At 73.2% G+C, this 18,594-nt stretch carries 13 protein-coding genes; 7 read left to right on the top strand and 6 right to left on the bottom strand.

Translation table 11 applies throughout. The features are described from left to right. Positions 1 to 115: 115 nt before the first annotated feature. Together AB0L75_RS40945 and AB0L75_RS40940 are read left to right on the top strand one after the other, a co-directional pair. Entirely contained in the window at positions 116 to 1,324 is a 1,209-nt protein-coding gene (locus tag AB0L75_RS40945) for an LLM class flavin-dependent oxidoreductase (RefSeq protein ID WP_365191365.1), read from the top strand. 22 nt (positions 1,325 to 1,346) lie between these two features. Beyond that, a complete protein-coding gene (locus AB0L75_RS40940; protein WP_365191364.1) occupies positions 1,347 to 2,729 on the top strand; it encodes an NtaA/DmoA family FMN-dependent monooxygenase in 1,383 nt (460 codons plus the stop codon). 120 nt (positions 2,730 to 2,849) lie between these two features. On the opposite strand, the gene AB0L75_RS40935 is transcribed toward AB0L75_RS40940, so the two are convergent. Then, entirely contained in the window at positions 2,850 to 3,935 is a 1,086-nt protein-coding gene (locus AB0L75_RS40935; protein WP_365191363.1) for a M12 family metallopeptidase, read from the bottom strand. A gap of 95 nt (positions 3,936 to 4,030) precedes the next feature. Here AB0L75_RS40935 and AB0L75_RS40930 point away from each other — a divergent pair, with 95 nt between their 5' ends. After that, positions 4,031 to 5,734, top strand: coding sequence for a LuxR C-terminal-related transcriptional regulator (locus AB0L75_RS40930; RefSeq protein WP_365191362.1), 1,704 nt, complete (start codon positions 4,031 to 4,033; stop codon positions 5,732 to 5,734). Between the two features lie 7 nt (positions 5,735 to 5,741). Here AB0L75_RS40930 and AB0L75_RS40925 read toward each other — a convergent pair whose 3' ends face one another. Further along, on the bottom strand, positions 5,742 to 8,354 hold the full coding sequence (locus AB0L75_RS40925) for a CHAT domain-containing protein (RefSeq protein ID WP_365191361.1): 2,613 nt from the start codon (positions 8,352 to 8,354) through the stop codon (positions 5,742 to 5,744). A gap of 76 nt (positions 8,355 to 8,430) precedes the next feature. On the opposite strand from AB0L75_RS40925, the gene AB0L75_RS40920 reads away from it, so the two are divergent. From AB0L75_RS40920 to AB0L75_RS40910, 3 genes are read left to right on the top strand one after another with little or no spacing between them, the layout of a single operon-like run. Beyond that, on the top strand, positions 8,431 to 9,852 hold the full coding sequence (locus tag AB0L75_RS40920; RefSeq protein ID WP_365191360.1) for a S8/S53 family peptidase: 1,422 nt from the start codon (positions 8,431 to 8,433) through the stop codon (positions 9,850 to 9,852). Between the two features lie 59 nt (positions 9,853 to 9,911). Beyond that, a complete protein-coding gene (locus AB0L75_RS40915; protein ID WP_365191359.1) occupies positions 9,912 to 10,487 on the top strand; it encodes a sigma-70 family RNA polymerase sigma factor in 576 nt (191 codons plus the stop codon). After that, the gene (locus AB0L75_RS40910) at positions 10,484 to 10,969 is read left to right on the top strand and encodes a hypothetical protein (protein ID WP_365191358.1); all 486 of its coding nucleotides are present in this window, start codon (positions 10,484 to 10,486) and stop codon (positions 10,967 to 10,969) included. Before AB0L75_RS40915 ends, AB0L75_RS40910 begins: the two co-directional genes overlap by 4 nt. Positions 10,970 to 11,008: 39 nt before the next feature. Here AB0L75_RS40910 and AB0L75_RS40905 read toward each other — a convergent pair whose 3' ends face one another. From AB0L75_RS40905 to AB0L75_RS40895, 3 genes are all read right to left on the bottom strand, one after another. After that, complete coding sequence (locus tag AB0L75_RS40905; RefSeq protein ID WP_365191357.1) at positions 11,009 to 12,232, bottom strand: cytochrome P450; 1,224 nt, start codon at positions 12,230 to 12,232, stop codon at positions 11,009 to 11,011. Between the two features lie 56 nt (positions 12,233 to 12,288). After that, on the bottom strand, positions 12,289 to 13,080 hold the full coding sequence (locus AB0L75_RS40900) for an N-formylglutamate amidohydrolase (protein ID WP_365191356.1): 792 nt from the start codon (positions 13,078 to 13,080) through the stop codon (positions 12,289 to 12,291). A gap of 132 nt (positions 13,081 to 13,212) precedes the next feature. Next, positions 13,213 to 15,432 carry an NADP-dependent isocitrate dehydrogenase gene (locus AB0L75_RS40895; protein WP_365191355.1) on the bottom strand — a complete coding sequence of 740 codons (2,220 nt, stop codon included), beginning with the start codon at positions 15,430 to 15,432 and terminating at the stop codon, positions 13,213 to 13,215. A 216-nt stretch (positions 15,433 to 15,648) separates the two neighbouring features. On the opposite strand from AB0L75_RS40895, the gene AB0L75_RS40890 reads away from it, so the two are divergent. Next, complete coding sequence (locus tag AB0L75_RS40890) at positions 15,649 to 17,196, top strand: M1 family metallopeptidase (RefSeq protein ID WP_365191354.1); 1,548 nt, start codon at positions 15,649 to 15,651, stop codon at positions 17,194 to 17,196. A gap of 57 nt (positions 17,197 to 17,253) precedes the next feature. On the opposite strand, the gene AB0L75_RS40885 is transcribed toward AB0L75_RS40890, so the two are convergent. After that, positions 17,254 to 18,339 (bottom strand): mechanosensitive ion channel family protein, encoded by a 1,086-nt coding sequence (locus AB0L75_RS40885; RefSeq protein ID WP_365191353.1) that lies wholly within the window; start codon positions 18,337 to 18,339, stop codon positions 17,254 to 17,256. Positions 18,340 to 18,594 lie beyond the last annotated feature (255 nt).

The raw sequence follows: 18,594 nt of genomic DNA, 5'->3' as shown, positions 1-18,594 counted from the left end.
CGGCTCATCTCCCCGGCCGCAAGGCCCGGTTCTTCTCCTGCCGTGTTCGCCCACGCCGACGCCTGCCCCGCGAGCCGGTGTTGTCGTACCGACCGACATCAAGGAAGGCACCGACGTGTCCTCAACTCCCCCCTCCCACCTGCACCTTGCCGTCGCCCTGGACGGCACCGGCTGGCACCCCGCCTCCTGGCGCGAGCCGGTCGCCCGCCCCCGGGACCTGTTCACCGCCGGCTACTGGGCTGACCTGGTAGCCGAGGCGGAACGCGGCCTCATCGACTTCGTCACCATCGAGGACGGCCTCGGCCCGCAGTCCTCGCTCCTCTTCGACCCCGACGAGCGCACCGACCGGATACGCGGCCGGCTCGACGCGGTCCTCATCGCGTCCCGCGTCGCCCCGCTCACCCGGCACATCGGCCTGGTGCCGACCGTGGTGTCCACGCACACCGAGCCGTTCCACATCTCCAAGGCGATCGCCACCCTCGACTACGTCAGCACCGGCCGCGCCGGCCTGCGCGTGCAGATCAGCGGGCGCCCGCACGAGGCCGCCCACTTCGGCCGCCGTACCGTCCGCCGGATCGAGGCCTACGACAGCCCGGCCGCGCAGGACGTGATCACCGAACTGTTCGACGAGACCGCCGATTACGTGGACGTGGTGCGCCGGCTCTGGGACAGCTGGGAGGACGACGCGGAGATACGGGACGCGGCGACGGGCCGCTTCATCGACCGGGACAAGCTGCACTACATCGACTTCGAGGGCCGCCGCTTCAGCGTCAAGGGCCCCTCGATCACACCCCGGCCGCCCCAGGGCCAGCCGCTGGTCACCGCCCTCGCCCACCGGACCGTCCCCTACCGTCTCGTCGCCCGCCAGGCCGACGTCGGCTATGTCACCCCGCACGACGCGGACCAGGCCCGCGCGATCGTCGCCGAGATCCGCGCCGAGCAGCAGACGGCCGGCCGCGCCGCCGAGCCCCTGCACCTCTTCGGCGACCTCGTGGTCCTCCTGGACGACAGCCGGGCCGAGGCAGAGGCCCGGCGGGAGCGGCTCGACGCGCTCGCGGGTGAGCCGTACACCAGCGATGCCCGGATCTTCACCGGTACTGCCTCCCAGCTCGCCGACCTCATCGAGGAGCTGGCGTCCGCCGGGCTGACCGGGTTCCGGCTGCGGCCCGCCGTCGCCGGGCACGACCTGCCCCGCATCAGCCGCGACCTGGTGCCCGAACTCCAGCGCCGAGGCCGCTTCCGGGACGCCTACGAGGCAGACACCCTGCGCGGACTGCTCGGCCTCGCCCGCCCCGCCAACCGCTATGCCGCAGCCACCGCCTGAGCAGCCGGAGGACGACCGCACCATGAGCAAGCCGCTGAAGCAGATCCACCTGGCCGCCCACTTCCCCGGGGTCAACAACACCACCGTGTGGAGCGACCCGGCCGCCGGCAGCCACATCGAGTTCAGCTCCTTCGCGCACTTCGCGCGCACCGCCGAACGCGCCAAGTTCGACTTCCTGTTCCTCGCCGAGGGCCTCAGGCTGCGCGAACAGGGCGGCCGGATATATGACTTGGACGTCGTCGGGCGTCCCGACACCTTCACCGTGCTCGCCGCGCTGGCCGCCGTCACCGACCGGCTCGGCCTGACCGGCACCATCAACTCCACGTTCAACGAGCCGTACGAGGTGGCCCGCCAGTTCGCGAGCCTCGACCACCTCTCCGGCGGCCGTTCCGCGTGGAACGTCGTCACCTCCTGGGACGCCTTCACCGGCGAGAACTTCCGCCGCGGCGGCTTCCTGCCGCAGGAGGAGCGCTACTCCCGCGCCAAGGAGTTCCTCGCCACCGCGAACGAACTCTTCGACTCCTGGCGCGGCGACGAGATCCTCGCCTACCAGAGCACCGGCACCTTCCTGCGGGACGCCCGGGCCGGCGCCTTCGTCCACCGGGGGCAGCACTTCGACATCCACGGCAGGTTCAACGTCCCGCGCTCCCCGCAGGGCCGCCCGGTGATCTTCCAGGCCGGTGACTCCGACGAGGGCCGCGAGTTCGCCGCCTCCAGCGCGGACGCGATCTTCAGCCGGTACGCGACGCTGAAGGAGGGCCAGGCCTTCTACACGGACGTCAAGGACCGGCTCGCCCAGTACGGCCGCCGGCCCGACCAGCTGCTCATCCTGCCCGCCGCGACGTTCGTCCTCGGCGACACCGACCAGGAGGCCGCCGAACTCGCCCGCGACGTGCGCCGGCAGCAGGTCAGCGGCGCCACCGCCATCAAGCACCTGGAGTTCGTCTGGAACCGCGACCTGTCCGCGTACGACCCGGAGGGCCCGCTGCCCGACGTCGACCCCCTGGTGAGCGAGGAGCACATCTCCCGGGGCCGCGCCCAGGTCCGGATGTACCGGGACCCGATCGCCATCGCCCGCGAGTGGCGGCAGCTGGCCGAGGCCAACAAGTGGTCCATCCGCGACCTGGTCATCAACACCGGCAACCGGCAGACCTTCGTCGGCGCCCCGGCCACGGTCGCGCAGACCATCAACGACTTCGTGCAGGCGGACGCCTCCGACGGCTTCATCCTCGTCCCGCACATCACCCCCGGCGGCCTCGACCCCTTCGCCGACAAGGTCGTACCGCTGCTCCAGGAACAGGGCGTGTTCCGCACCGACTACGCGGGCACGACCCTGCGCGACCACCTCGGCATCACCCACCCCGACGCGGGCTCCGCCGGCGCGCCCGAGCGGGCCGCGTCGTGAGCACCGGCACCGTCCACGCACACGGAGCACCGGTGAGGCCGCGGACGTCACCTCCCCCGTAGGTGACGTCCGCGGCCGCTCCCCCGGCGCCGGACGCTGGTCGGCGTCGTCCCTGTGCTGTCACCAGCACATGACGGCTGTCTCCCCCGAACCCCATGTCGAGTACAGCCGGACGCGGACGACATAGCGCCGGCCCTTGACGAGCCGGACCCCGACGGCGGCGTTGTCCGGCCCGCCGCCGTCGTCATGGCCCGCGAGGAAGCGCGGCACCCCGTCGCGCTCCTCGAAGACCACGAGCACGGTGTCGGCGTCGCCGAAGGTGCCCACGGTGTAGTCGCGGGTCTCCGGCGGCTCGACGGTGAAATCGGCCTGCTCCCCCGGCCCCAGACCGAGCGGCGCCGACCGGAAGGGCACCAGCGTCGCCGGCTCCGCCGGGCCGACGGGCGGATACCAGCGCAGCGCGAACTCCTTGTCGGCCGACGACGGGCCGCCGCACGGGGAGAGACCCGCCCGGTACTGCTCCGGCTCCAGCACCAGCCCCGGACCGAACGGGAACGTCATCACCGACTGCGGATCCCACACCGAGCCGCTCGCCTCGCCCGCGTCCAGCTGGCGCAGCACGTTCGTGTACGTCGTCTCCCGGCTCCAGAAGTTCGGCGGGCCCGCCAGCTCGGCGTACACGGCCTCGTCGTCCCAGTGCAGCCCGGCGTACGGGCTCTGGTGCTCGTGCACCATGCCCAGCGCGTGCCCGATCTGGTGCAGGACCGTGCCGCGCTCCCCGGGCCCCGTCACGTCCCAGCCCAGGTTCATGGTGCGCTCGCTCCGGCCCGCCGACAGCGCCTCCCGGCCCACCGCGGACCAGGAACCGCCGCCGGCCTGGAACCCGATCCGCAGCTCCGCCTCACGCCGGTCGCCGACCTCGGCGAACGCGATGCCGATGCCGAGCCCCTGCCATTCGCGGAAGGCGTCGCGGACCACGTCCCGCTGCTCCTCGCCGCCGGCCCAAGGCACCCGGCGCAGCTCACCGGTCCCGGGCACCGGGATCACCGAGGCGTCCGCGGCGTCGTCGAAGAAGGAGTAGTGCAGCACCGTGCCGTTGACCCACATCCGCCGCCCGGCGAGCAGCGCGCCCAGCCGCTCGGCCGTCAGCCCCGGTGCGAAGCACCGGGCCGGCTTCCGCGGCAGCGAGCAGAGGCGTCGGGTCATGCGGCCAGCCTGCCCGCCCGCCGGTGCCGGGCGCCTGAGTCGAGGGCTACTCAAGTCACCCTGTATCAAACCTGAGTACACGCCCTCTGTATGAGGTGAGGACTTACGAACAGGACGCGCGGACGCTGGAGCTGCCCTGGCCGTTCACCGGCCGGGACGACGAACTGGAGCTGATCCGAGGGGCGTCGGCTGCCGGCCGGCCCGGCATCGTGGTGACCGGACCGGCCGGCCGCGGCAAGACCCGGCTGATCACCGAGGCGGTCCGGGGCACCGAGCACGCCCGGGTGACCGGCACCCCCGAGGCCCGGGACCTGCCCTTCGCGGCCTTCGCCCATCTGCTGCCCGACACCGTCTCCCTGCACCGCGCGGTGCGCATCCTGTCCGGTGTACGACTCCTCGTCGTGGACGACGCCCATCTGCTGGACGAGGCCTCCGCCGCCCTCGTCCACCAGCTCGCCGTACACGGCCGCACCCGGCTCGTCGTGGCCGCGGTCGACGGAGCGCCCGCACCCGGCGCGGTGTCCCGGCTGTGGACCGGGGAGCTGCTGCCCCGGCTGGCCCTCGAACCCCTGCCCTGCGAGGACACCGCCCAGCTGCTCGCCGCCGCCGCACTGGAACCGCTCACCGTGCGTCGCCTGCACCGGATGTGCCGGGGCGATCTGCGGCTGCTGCGCGACCTGGTCACCGCGCTCGGCACGGCCGCGCGGCTGGTTCCCGTTCCCGGTACGCGGGAGCGGGCCTGGCGGGGGGCGCTGCCGGTCACCGCGGCCGTACGGGAGCGACTCGCGCCCGTGCTGGAGCGCTCCCGCCCCGGTGAACGGGACGTTCTCGACCGCCTCGCGTTCGCCGAGCCGCTGCCCGTGCCCTTGGACCACTTCGACCTGGACGTCCTGGAGGGTCTGGAGGCGGACGGTCTGATCCATGTCGACGACCAGGGTGCCGTCACCCTCGCTCATCCTCTGCACGGGCCGGCCCTGCGGGCTACGGCAGGGCGGCTGCGGGCCCGCCGGCTGGCCGGCGCCGTGGACCACGGCTCGGCCCTGGAGGCCGAAGAGCGGCTGCTGGTACGGCGGATGGAGCAGCTGGACGTCCGGCCGGTGCCCACCCCGGTGGGGGAGTGGCTGGTGGCGGAGGACACTCCGGTGCCGGCCGGGTACGCCGCCGTCCGCGCCCGGTTCGCGCGGCTGCGGGGCAAGGTGCGGGACGCCGCCGCCTGGGCTCGGGAAGGGTTGCGGGATGCACCGGGGGACAGCGACTGCCTGTCCGAACTCCGCCTGAACGAGGCTGAGTTGGGGGCGTCGGGCGGTGACGATGTGTACGCCCGCTACGACGCCGTTCGCCTCGGTGAACCGGAGCGGGTCGCCGGGCGGCTGCCCGCGGGCAGTGTGCTCGCGCGGCACGCCGAAGCGCTGGGGCGAGGGGACGGGGGCGGACTGGACCGGGCCGCCGAGGACCTGGAGGAGCGCGGGTTCCTGCTGTTCGCCGCCGAGGCGTATGCGCAGGCCCTGCGGGCCCACCGGGATCCGCGCGCGGCACGGGTCTCCCGTACCCGGGCGGTGGCGCTCGCGCGGCGATGCCAGGGCGCGCGGACCCCCGCGCTGGCCGGGCTGGTCCTTGGCGAACTGACCGCCCGGCAGCGGCAGATCGTGACGCTCGCGGCGGCGGGGCTCAGCAATCGGGAGATCGCCGAGCGGCTGACTCTGTCCGTACGGACGGTGGGGAACCATCTGTACAGCGCGTACACCCGGCTGGGGACGGGGGACCGGGGAGCGTTGCCCTTGCTGTGCGAGTCCGCCTAGGGAGTGCTCAGGCCGCCCCGAATGCCGCGAACGCCCAGCCCGTCGCCTGGTGGACCGGGTCCTCGGGCAGGGTGCTGCGGGCGTCGCGGAGGGCCTCGGCCAGACCGAGGCCGGCGTCGAGGCCCTTGTGCAGGGCGAGCATCAGCGGCACCACGGCCTCGTCGTTGACCGGTGCACTGCTCGCCACCACCCCGGCCGTGCCCAGCGGCAGCAACGCGGTGACCAGGCCGAGGAGTTCGTCGGCGCCGACGGAGGCGAGGCGGGCTGTGTCGCAGCTGGAGAGAATGATCCGGTACGGGCTGCGGGCGAGCCGCTCGAAGTCGTGCACGATCAGCGGGCCGTCGGCCATGCGCAGCGCCGAGAAGAGAGGACTGTCCGCGCGGAACGTGCCGTGGGCCGCGAGGTGCGCGAGGGCCGCGCCGTCGAGGTGCTCCAGGACGCGCGGGACCTGAGCCTCGTCGCCTTCCAGGACGGTCGCCGTGCCGTACCGGTCGGCCAGTTCCGGCACTTCCGCGCCGCCGGTCGCGAGGCCCGGCCCGCGCACCAGCACCGGCCGGCCGCCCGGCGGCGGCTCGGTCTCGCGGGCGCGCAGCCAGCTGCCCGCCGACGGCGACACACTGAGCACCCGGTCGCGCAGCGCGGGCAGCAGCGCCCACGGCACCCGGTGCAGCGCCCCCGGCGGCACGATCACCACCGGGCCGGAGCCCAGGTGTGCCGCCGCGCCGCCCAGAAGCAGTTCCTGCAGCCGCAGCCCGGCCGCCTCCACCAGCGGCAGCCGGGCCTCGGCGCCGGGGTGGGCGAGCCGGCGCAGCCCGGCCTGGACGTACTCGGCCTCGGCCACCGCCTCGGCCAGCGGCCCGCCGGTGAAGCGCCGTACCCGGCCCCGGCCGCACAGCAGGACATGCACCCGTCCGTCGACGACCGCGAGTTCGACCAGGCGGGCCGCGCCGAGCCGGTCCAGCAGCCGGGCCACGTCGAAGCGGTCGCCCTCGTGCGGGGCGGCGCCGCGGATGTGGTGGGTGCGGGAGCGGATCTCCCGTTCCAGGCGCCGCCGTTCACGCTCCAGCGCGGGCACCGGGCGGCCTTCCATCCGGGCCTCCTCGGCGCGGGCGGCGATCTCCCGGTAGGCGGTCAGACCGCTCAGCAGCGCCGGGTCGGCGGGCGGCCGGGTGGGCGGGGCGGACAGCACCGTCGCCCGCCAGCGCTCGCTCCACTCCAGCAGCCGGCGTGGGGTGCCGTGGGTGAGGCTCACCTCCTGGGCCAGCGCGGCCAGTTCGGCGCCCTGCGCGGTGGCGTGCGCACGCAGCTCCGAGGCGCCGAGCGTCATACGGTGGTCGTCCAGCACGTCCAGGCCGCGCCGGCAGGCCTCCAGCACGCCCCGCCGGGACCCGGCCGCCCGTGCCCTGAGGGCCTGCGCCGCCCAGCCCGTCACCCGGGCCGGCGGCGGCCCGCCGTACCGGCTGCGCGCGGCCACCGCCAGGTGCCGTTCCGCGTCGGCCGTCCAGCCCAGCGCCAGCGCGATCCGGCCCGCGAGCAGCGAGGCCTCCGGTGCGGCGGGCGAGCCGAAGGAGGCCAGCTTCGCGGCGACCGCGGCCGCGTCCGCGACCAGCCGCCCCGAGCGGCGCCCGGCCGCCACCCGCGCCTCGATCAGCACCAGCCGGGCATGCGTCTCCCACCAGGTCCGCCGCTGGGCGGCGAACAGCCGTACGGCGACGGCGGCGCGGGCTATCGCGGTGTGCGCGTCCCCGGCCGAGCGGGCGGCCCGCGCGGCGACCAGCAGCAGCTCGGCCTTGCGGGTCGACTGCCCGCCGATCCGGTCCAGCAGCGCGCTCGCCGCGTCCGCCTCGGCGAGTGCCTCCGGAGCCAGTCCGGCCGCCATCAGCACCTCGCAGCGCCGGATGGACAGCATGTAGGTGGGCGTGCCGAGTTTGGCGTACCGCTCCTCGGCCTCGTCCAGCAGCCGCAGCGCCACCGGGATGTCCCCGGACCGGAACGCGGCCAGGCCCCGGCTCTCCACCGCGTCGGCCTTGTCGTGCTCCTGGCCGGTGGTGTCCCACAGCCGCTCCGCCGCCGTGAAGTCCGCGACCGCCCGGTCCACCGCGCCGAGCGCCAGATGGACGGTGGCCCGCAGGGTCAGCGCCCGCGCGGTCCAGATGTCGTCGCCGAGCTGGCGCAGCACGGGCAGCGCCCGCCGAACGTCCTCCAGGGCCTCCCGGTGATGCCCCAGCACCCACCACACATACGCCCGCCGGAACAGCACCCGGGCCCGGGTGTGTCCCGTGCCCCGCGCGACACCCCGCTCGAAGGAGGTGAGCCCCTGCCGCGTGCGCCCCGCGTGCACCAGTGCGACCCCGAGCGTCGCGAGCACATCCGCCTCGCGGTCGGCCGACTCGGCGCGCGCGGCCAGGTCCCGGGCGCGGCGCAGATGCCTGAGCGCGATCCGCAGATCGCCGAAGTCCCGCTGCCAGATGCCGAGCACCTGGTGGGCGACGCTGGCGTGCAGCGGCGGCGGACCGGCCCGCAGCACCTGTTCCGCGCGTGCCCGGGCCTCGCCCGGGTCGGCGAACACCAAGGGCAGCAGTTCGAGAACCGACTCGCCTTCCGCTGTCACGAATCGCATGGTAGTGGCCTGCTGTATCAGACGGTGGCCCTGCGACTCTCACTGTCGAACACCGTCTTCAGGGGGAGGACACGTCATGGCACCACAGCGGTTCCACGAGCAGTTCGAGCACATCCAGCGCTCCATGCCCGGCATTCCTCTGGCCATGGGGCCGCAGGAGGACGCCCACTTCCTGTACGAGAAGGGGGTCGTCCTGGCCCGGGACGGCGAGGAGGCCCGTGTCGTCGAGGACGCCGTGCGCGCCCACTTCACCGCGACCGAGGGCCTCGTCCCCGACCATGTCCGCCGGGACGGCCCCGAGGCCAACCGCACCGGTGTCACCCGTATCCGTACCGGCGACCCGGGCGCCGGCGACGACACCGTCCCGCACGCGCTGCGCGCCCTGCGGGAGGCCGAGGAGCGCCAGGGGCGCCGGCTGCTGAGCCGTAACCACGTGATGCACATCGCCGTCAACGCCTGCCCCGCCGACGAGCCGGTGCCGGTCGCCCGCACCGGCCGCGCCAACCCGGCGGCGGCCGAGGGCGGTTACGACGCGGACAGCGCCGTCGGCGTGCTCGTGGTCGACACCGGTCTGATGCACGACCACCGCGCCTACCCGCTGCTCGCCCACACCACCGGCGACGTCCAGACGGCCGAGACGGACGCCGAGGGGGTGCTCCGCCAGTACGTCGGGCACGGCACGTTCATCGCCGGGATCCTCGCGGCCGTCGCGCCCAACACCGACGTGACCGTGCGGGCCACCCTGAACGACGCCGGTGCCGTGCTGGAGTCAGAGTTCGGCGCCCGGCTCTTCGAGGCCGTCGACCGGGGCGGCTGGCCGGACGTCATCAGCCTCTCCGCGGGTACCACCGCCGACGGCGAGGGACTGATCGGCCTGGACGCGTTCATGCGCGAACTGCGCACGCAACGCACCCTGTTGGTGGCCGCCGCCGGCAACAACGGAAGTGACACGCCGTTCTGGCCCGCCGCCTACGCCGCCGTGCCCGAGTACGCCGACAGCGTGCTGTCGGTGGGCGCGCTGCGCGTGGACGGCGAGAGCGAGGCCTGCTTCAGCAACCACGGCCCCTGGGTGCGGGTCTATGCCCCGGGCGAGCGGCTCACCAGCGCCCTCACCGGCTTCGACACGCCGGTGCCGTACGTCTACCAGCACTCCACCTACGACGCCTGCCGGTTCGGCAGCGACTACCCGTGCACCTGCCAGTTCCCGCGCCACACCGGCGTGTTGAGCGAAGGCCGGGAGAGCACCGGGGCCAAGCCGGACCAGGTGATGTTCGACGGCCTCGCGCAGTGGAGCGGCACCTCCTTCGCCACCCCGGTCGTCGCGGGGCTCGTCGCGGCGCACATGACGGCGCACCGGGAGCGCGACCCGCGCGCCGCGCGCGCCCGGCTGCTGGCGGCCGGCACCGACACCGCCGAGGTGCGCGGGGCGCGTGTCCCGGCGCTCCGGCCGCCCACCTGGCGTCCGGTCCCGGTCCCGGCCGCGGCCCTGCCCGCATGACGGCCGGAATCCTCCGCTCCACGGCGTACCATGACGTGCCGTACACGAGGGGTGGAGCCGTGGACCGAACAGAGGTCGGCGCGCTGGTCCAGTCCGCCGTCGACGGAGACGCCGCGGCCTGGAAGGCGTTGGTGGAAGGGATGAGTCCGCTGGTGTGGTCGGTGGTGCGCGCGCACCGGCTCTCCGATGCCGACGGGCACGAGGTCTACCAGACCGTGTGGTTCCGCTTCGCCCAGCACCTGGGCCGGATCCGCGAGCCCGACAAGGCCGGGGCGTGGCTGGCCAGTACCGCCCGCAACGAGTGTCTGAAGGTGCTCAAGGCGATGGCCCGGCTGACGCTGACGGACGATCCGCGCGTGCTGGACCGGGCCAGCGAGGAGCAGACCCCGGAGGAGTCGCTGATCGCTTCGGAGGAGGCGGCGGACCGGGCCGAGCGCTTACGCCGCCTGTGGCAGGAGCTGGACGGACTGGGGGAGCGCTGCCGGCAGCTGCTGCGCGTGCTGGTGGCCTCCCCGCCGCCCAGCTATGGCGAGGTCTCGGCCGCGCTCGGTATCGCGGTCGGCAGTATCGGACCCCTGCGGCAGCGCTGTCTGCGCCGGCTGCGGGCCCGGATGGACGCACGGGGAGCGGCATGAGCGGTTACGGCGACGACGAGACGCCCCAGGCGGGCGCGGTGGGCGAGGCGGCGGCGGACGGGGTACTGGAGGACGAGCTGCGGCAGGCCGCCACGGTCCTCGACCCGGTACCGGACGTGCTGCGCCAACTGGCCCTGGAAGCCTACGCCTTGCACGACCTGGACGCGCGGATCGCCGAGCTGGCCTTCGACTCGCTCGTGGACGCGCTGCCGGTCCGGGGCGTCGCGGACCCACCGCGGATGCTGACGTTCCGCGCGGGCGAGGTCACCGTCGACGTCGAGGTCACCGAGGACGGGCTGATCGGGCAGGTGCTGCCGCCGCGGTCCGCGCGCATCGAGGTGCTCGGCGGGCCGCAGACCGCCCGCCCGGTCCCGGTCGACGCCCTCGGCCGCTTCACCAGCGACACACCGCCGGCCGGTCCGTTCGCCCTCAGGCTGCGGACCGGCGCGGAGGTGATCGTCACCGAGTGGCTGCGGACCTGAATCCGGCCGGGACCGGTTCGGTCGGCACGATTGACCCGGTCAGGCGGACCAGGTCACGGGCAATGTGCGCGGACCGCGGATCATCGTCCGGCGCCGCCACCGCACCTGCTCGGGCCGCACGGCGAGCCGCAGCCCGGGCAGCCGGTCCAGCAGGGTGTCGACCAGCAGCTCGGTCTGCAGCCGGGCGAGCACGGTGCCGGTGCAGAAGTGCGGGCCGTTGCCGAACGCCACATGCGGGTTCGGATCGCGGTCGGGGTCGATGCGGTCCGGGTCCGGGAAGGCGGCCGGGTCGCGGTTGGCGGCGAGGTACGAGACATAGACCGGCTCGCCCGCGGCGATCCGGTGGCCGGCGATCTCCACGTCCTCCAGCGCGATCCGGGCGAGCCCGACCGAGCTGCGGTGCGGGATGTAGCGGAACAGCTCGTCCAGCACCGGGCCGCGCGCCTCGGGACGCGCCCGCATCCGCTCCATCAGCTCGGGCCGGGTCAGCATCAGGTACAGCATCTGCCCGCAGTTGTGCGTGACGGCCTCGCCGCCGATCTGCAGCGGGCCGGCCAGCCCGACGGCCTCCTGCTCGCTGATCTCCCCGCGCGCCACGGCCCCGCCGAGCATCGAGTAGACGTCCTCGCCGGGGCTGTCGGCACGAGCCCGGATGGCCGCGGTGATCCACCCGTACAGGCCGTCCTTGGCCCGGCCGGCCGCCTCGACGCCGTTGGTGGAGATGATCTCCCGGGTCCAGGAGTGCACCTGCTCCCGGTCGACGGCGGGCACGCCCATCACCTCACTGACCACGGTGAGCGGGAACGGCTCCAGCACCCGCTCGATCAGATCGGCCGGCGGCCCGTCCCGTACGACGCCCTCCATCAGGTCGTCCAGGACGGCCTGCGCGCGGGGCCGCAGCCGCTTCATGGCGCTCACCGTGAAGGCGCCGGCCACCGGCTTGCGCAGCCGGTTGTGGTCGGGCTGGTCGGCCCAGGCGAGCGAGCCGGGGCGGGGCGCGAAGTTCGGTGCCATCCGGGTCACCTGACGGTGTGTCACCTCGGTACGGCTGAACCGCGGGTCGTTGGTGATCAGCTTCACGTCGTCGTAGCGGGTCGCCAGCCACGCCCAGCCCTCGCCGAACGGCAGCCGGATCCGGGTCAGCGGACCCTCGCGCATGAGGCCGGCGAGAACCGGGTCGAAGTCCGTCCCGTCCAGGTCGGGGGTGGTCCAGTCCCGTACGGGCGGCGGGGCCTGGCCGGTGAGCGTGGTCTCCTCGGTCATGCCCTCCACCCTGATACGCACCCCGCCCGCTGTCCTGTGGGAGTGCGCCAGGTGGATCACACCGCGTCGACGAGCACGGCCAGCGCACCGGCCAGCCGGTCCAGCCCCGGCCCCGCCGCCCCGCCCGGCTCGGCCATATAGGTGTCCCGGCGGATCTCCACCATCAGGGCACCGACCCGCGCGTCACGGCCGTAGAACTCCAGCGGTACATACGTCCCGGCGAAGGGGCTGTCGAGCCCCGTCTCCCCGCAGACGGCGAACGCCGCACGGGCCGCCCGGGCCAGTTCCGGCGGGGTGTGGAAGGCGTCCGTGCCCAGACACACCGGCGGCCGCGGCCCGTCGCCGTGCAGCTCGTAGGGCAGCGGCTCGGCCGGATAGGAGTGCACGTCGATCACCACGGCCCGGCCGGTGGCGGCCAGCCGGTCCGCGACCGCCTCGGTCATGGCCCGCGCGTACGGCCGGAAGTACCGTGCGAGCAGCGGCTCCGGGTCGGTGTCCGCGGGCCGCAGCTCGCCCCGGTGTGTGGTCCGCGTGTATACGGCGCCCATGCCGACGGCCGCCATCTCCTCCCGCTCGTCCGGGAACCGCTCCGGGTCCACGACCAGCCGGGACAGCCGGTTCACGAACCGCCAGGGCCGGACGGCCGCCAGCGCGGCGGCCAGCTCGGCCAGCTCGGCGGTGTGCCCGTCCGTGATGTGGTCCAGCTCCCGCTCCAGCGCGCGGTCGTCCAGCACGATCCCGCGGCGCACCTCCTGCGGAACCGCCCGTGCCGAGTGCGGCACATGCAGCAGCACGGGCGACTCCGGGGCGCCGGGCAGGAGTTCGTACGAGGGGCCGGACCAGGTCATGGGCTACTCCAGGGGGCGTTGTCAGCGGCGTGGTGCAGGATCAAGGTGTCACGTCCCCGGCAACGGCTCCGCCCCGGCCGGGGGTTGCCGGCCGGGGCGGAGTTCAGCGGGACGGCTCTGGCGCCGCAGGCACTAGCTGAGGGACGCCAGCGCCTCGTTCCAGGTGGCCGACGGGCGCATGACCGCGTCCGCCTTGGCCTTGTCGACCTGGTAGTAGCCGCCGATGTCGGCCGGGGAGCCCTGGACCGCGATCAGCTCGTCCACGATCTTCTGCTCGTTCGCGGCGAGGGTCTCGGCGAGCGGCACGAAGGCCTTGGCCAGGTCGGCGTCCTCGGTCTGCCGGGTCAGCTCCTGCGCCCAGTACAGGGACAGGTAGAAGTGGCTGCCGCGGTTGTCGATGCCGCCGACACGACGGGTCGGGGACTTGTCCTCGTTGAGGAAGGTCGCCGTGGCGCGGTCGAGGGTGTCGGCGAGGACCTTGGCGCGGGTGTTGCCGGTGGTCTCGGCGTACTGCTCGAACGACGGCACCAGGGCGAAGAACTCACCGAGGGAGTCCCAGCGCAGGTAGTTCTCCTTGACCAGCTGCTGGACGTGCTTCGGCGCGGAGCCGCCGGCGCCCGTCTCGAACAGGCCGCCGCCCGCCATCAGCGGGACGACCGACAGCATCTTGGCGCTGGTGCCCAGCTCCAGGATCGGGAAGAGGTCGGTCAGGTAGTCACGCAGCACGTTGCCGGTCACCGAGATGGTGTCCTCGCCGCGGCGGATGCGCTCCACCGACAGCTTGGTGGCCTCGACCGGGGACAGGACGCGGATGTCCAGGCCCTCGGTGTCGTGCTCCGGCAGGTACGCCTTGACCTTCTCGATCAGCACCGCGTCGTGACCGCGGTTCTCGTCCAGCCAGAACACCGCCGGGTCGCCGGTGGCGCGGGCGCGGGTGACGGCCAGCTTGACCCAGTCGCGGATCGGGGCGTCCTTGGTCTGGCAGGCGCGGAAGATGTCGCCCTTGGCGACGGTCTGCTCCAGGACGACGTTGCCGGCGGCGTCGACGAGGCGGACCGTGCCGTCGGCCGGGATCTCGAAGGTCTTGTCGTGGGAGCCGTACTCCTCGGCCTTCTGCGCCATGAGGCCGACGTTCGGCACCGAGCCCATGGTGGCCGGGTCGAAGGCGCCGTTCGCGCGGCAGTCCTCGATGACGGCCTGGTAGACGCCGGAGTAGCTGTGGTCCGGCAGGACCGCGAGGGTGTCGGCCTCCTGGCCGTCGGGGCCCCACATGTGGCCGGACGTGCGGATCATCGCGGGCATGGAGGCGTCCACGATGACGTCCGACGGGACGTGCAGGTTGGTGATGCCCTTGTCGGAGTCGACCATGGCCAGGGCCGGACCCTCGGCCAGCTCGGCGTCGAAGGAGGCCTTGATCGCGTCGCCCTCGGCCAGGTTGCCCAGGCCGCCCAGGATGGCGCCGAGGCCGTCGTTCGGGGACAGGCCGGCCGCGGCGAGCGTCTCGCCGTACTGCTCGAACGTCTTCGGGAAGAAGGCGCGCACCACGTGACCGAAGATGATCGGGTCGGAGACCTTCATCATCGTGGCCTTCAGGTGCACGGAGAACAGAACGCCCTCCTGCTTGGCACGGGTGACCTGAGCGGCGAGGAACGCCTCCAGCTCGGTGACGCGCATGACGGAGGCGTCGACGACCTCGTCGGCGACGACCGACAGGGGCTTCCGCAGCTCGGTGGTGGAACCGTCGGCGCCGACGAGTTCGAAGCGGAGGGTGGTGTCCTCGGCGATGACCACGGACTTCTCGGTGGAGGCGAAGTCGTTCTCGCCCATCGTCGCCACATTGGTCTTGGACTCGGAGGTCCAGGCGCCCATGCGGTGCGGGTGGGCCTTGGCGTAGTTCTTCACCGACGCCGGGGCACGGCGGTCGGAGTTGCCCTCACGCAGCACCGGGTTGACGGCGGAGCCCTTGACCTTGTCGTAGCGCGCGCGGATCTCGCGCTCCTCGTCGGTCTTCGGGTCGTCCGGGTAGTCCGGCAGCGCGTAGCCCTTGCCCTGCAGCTCGGCGACGGCGGCGCGCAGCTGCGGGATGGACGCCGAGATGTTCGGCAGCTTGACGATGTTGGCCGCGGGGGTCTTGGCCAGCTCGCCCAGCTCGGCCAGGGCGTCCGGGATGCGCTGGTCCTCGTTCAGGTACTCCGGGAAGTGGGCGATGATGCGTCCGGCCAGCGAGATGTCCCGGGTCGTCACGGGCACACCGGCCTGCGAGGCGTACGCCTGGATCACCGGCAGGAACGAATGCGTCGCGAGGGCCGGGGCCTCGTCTGTGTAGGTGTAGATGATGGTCGAGTCAGTCACCGGGTGCTCCGCTCCACGTCTGCAACATTGCTCGACATCAAGATATCTCGTGATCGGGTCCGGCTCGACAGGGGTCCCGGCCGGAAAACGTGCCGCGCCGGTGCAACCGCGGGCCGCCTCTGACGGTCATGACAAACGATCACCCGCCGACCACGGGTGATCCCCCACCGACCGGCGGCCGGACCGACCAGCCGGCCGCCCCAGCCAAGGCGGACCATGAGATATCGCAGCAGAGTGACGGCCCCGGCGGCCGCCCTCATCGGCACGGCCACGGCGCTGACCGTCGGCTCCCCGGCCCGCGCCGCCGGGACCGGCAGGCGCACGGCCGAGCCGGGCCCGGAGACCCTCGGCGACCCGGTCTTCCCGGCCCTCGGCAACGACGGCTACCGCGTGTCGTCGTACCACCTCGACCTCGCCTACGACCCCACGACCAAGCTCGTCGAGGCCACCGCCACCCTGAGGATCCGCACCACCGGGACCCTGGCCCGTTTCTCGCTGGACGCGCTCGGCCTGGACATACGCTCCGTGTCCGTCTGCGGCGGCCCGGCCGGCTGGGAGCAGGCGGACGAGAAGCTGCGGATCACCCCCGACCGCCCGCTCCCGGAGAACGCGGCGGCGACCGTCAGTGTCGACTACACCGCCGACCCGCGCCGCACCCTCCCGCACACGGCCTGGGTGCCCACCCCGGACGGCTTCGCGATCTGCCCGCAGCCGAACTCCGCGCACACCGTCTTCCCGTGCAACGACCACCCCTCGGACAAGGCCGCCTTCAGCTTCCGCCTCACCGTCCCGGCCGGGCTGCGCGCGGTCGCGAACGGCCGGCTCACCGGCGTCGAGACCCTCGACGACGGCCGTACGGCGTACCTGTACCGCTCGTTCTCGCCGCTCGCCACCGAACTCGTCCAGATCACCGTCGGCGACTATGTGATCAAGGACCGCGAGGGCCCGAACGGGCTGCCCCTGCGCGATGTCGTGCCCGCCGCCCGCGCCGCGGCCCTGGAGCCGGCCCTCGCGCTCACCCCCGGCCTGGTGACCTGGCTGGAGGACCGCCTCGGCGCCTTCCCGTTCGAGACGTACGGCCTGCTGCCGTGCAACTCCGACGACCCGAAGGCCTTCGACTTCACCGGCCTGGAGACGCAGACCCTCACCCTGTACAAGCCGAACTTCCTGCTCCAGGAGGAGAAGAAGATCGGCTCGCACATGATGCACGAGCTGGTCCACTCCTGGTTCGGCAATCTGGTCAGCCCCGCCACTTGGGCCGACCTGTGGCTGAACGAGGGCCACGCCGACTTCTACGGGCTGCTCTACCGCTACGAGCGCGGCTGGACCGACTCCCTCGGGCTCACCACGATGGAGGCCCGGATGAAGGACACCTACGCCCGCGGCGACCAGTGGCGCCACGACTCCGGCCCGGTGGCCGCCCCCACCGCCACGAACCTCTTCGACAGCCAGCGCTACCTCGGCGGTGTCCTCGTCCTCTATGCCTTGCGCCAGCTGGTCGGCGAGGACGTCTTCCACGCGGTCGAGCGCGCCTTCCTGGACCGCTTCCGCGACTCCTCGGCGACCACGGACGACTACATCGAGGTCGCCTCGGAGATCTCCGGCCAGGACCTGTCCGGCTTCCTGCGCGACTGGCTCTACGGCACGAAGACCCCGCGCATGCCGGGCCACCCCGACTGGACGGTGACCCCTGTCGCCTCGTCCCTCATGGCCCCGCACAGCAGGCGCGGCGGCCACTGGCACGAGAACTCCGCGACGCTCTGATCGGCGGGGCGGGCGGGGCCGTGTCCGGCCCCGCCCGCGCTCTCGCGCTCGGGCCGGCTACTCGGCGGCCCCCGGGACCATGTCCTCCCCGCTGCGCTGCTGCGGAATCAGCACCGCCCCCTGCTGCAGGGACACCGTCCGGGTCGGGGCCGGGATGCTGATGCCCTCCGCGCGGTAGCGGCGGTGGAGGCGCTTGACGAACTCGTGCTTGATGCGGTACTGGTCGCTGAACTCGCCGACGCCGAGTATCACCGTGAAGCCGATCCGAGAGTCGCCGAAGGTGTGGAAGCGGATGGCGGGCTCATGCTCCGGGACGGCGCCCTCGACCTCCCGCATGACCTCCGCGACGACCTCCGCCGTCACCCGCTCCACGTGCTCCAGGTCGGCGTCGTAGCCCACCCCCACCTGCACCAGGACCGTCAGCCGCTGCTCGGGATGGGTGTAGTTGGTCATGTTGGCCTTGGCGAGCTGGCCGTTGGGGATGACCACCAGGTTGTTGGAGAGCTGGCGGACCGTCGTCTGGCGCCAGTTGATGTCGACGACATAGCCCTCCTCGCCGCTGCCGAGGCGGATGTAGTCACCGGGCTGGACCGTCTTGGAGGCCAGGATGTGGATGCCCGCGAAGAGGTTGGCCAGGGTGTCCTGCAGGGCCAGGGCCACCGCCAGGCCGCCGACGCCGAGGGCGGTCAGCAGGGGCGCGATGGAGATGCCGAGCGTCTGCAGGACGACCAGGAAGCCGATCGCCAGGACCAGGACCCGGGTGATGTTGACGAAGATGGTCGCCGAGCCCGCCACGCCCGAGCGGGACTGGGTGAGCGTGCTGACCAGACCGGCGATCACCCGGGCCGCGGACAGCGTCACCACGAGGATCAGCCACACCTCCAGGAACTGGAAGGTGTGGTGCTGCACGGTGCGCGTCAGCGGCAGCACCATCGCTGCCGCCGCCGCGCCGCCCGCGACGGCCGCCCACGGCACGACCGAGCGCAGTGCGTCCACGATCACGTCGTCGCCGCTCCACTTGGTCCGCTTGGCGTGCTTGGCCAGCCAGCGCAGCAGGGTGCGCGAGAGGAAGGCGAGCAGCAGGCCCGCCGCGATCGAGACACCGGCGAGGACGAGGTCGTCCAGGGTCAGCGCGCGGTTCACCGGTCACCTCCGGGGCATGCGCCTGCTGCGGAGTCGTGGAGTGTCGTCACGGTGTCACCTGCTCGATGTGCGGGATGTGCGATCGCGCCGGCCGGAGGAACTCGGAACTCCGGTGACCGGCGCGATCGTTCATCCTGCCGTATCCGGAGCACCAGTTCGTACCCGGACCGGCGTTCTTCCGGCAGCGGCTCAGATGATGCCCTCCGCGAGTTCGGCCTGGTCGCGGTCGCTGCCGTACGCGGCGGCGGTGGGCGT

Origin of the sequence: Streptomyces sp. NPDC052101 (assembly GCF_040680235.1) — a bacterium.
In the GTDB taxonomy this organism is placed as follows: domain Bacteria; phylum Actinomycetota; class Actinomycetes; order Streptomycetales; family Streptomycetaceae; genus Streptomyces.
This window is presented reverse-complemented; position numbering and strand designations above follow the sequence as displayed.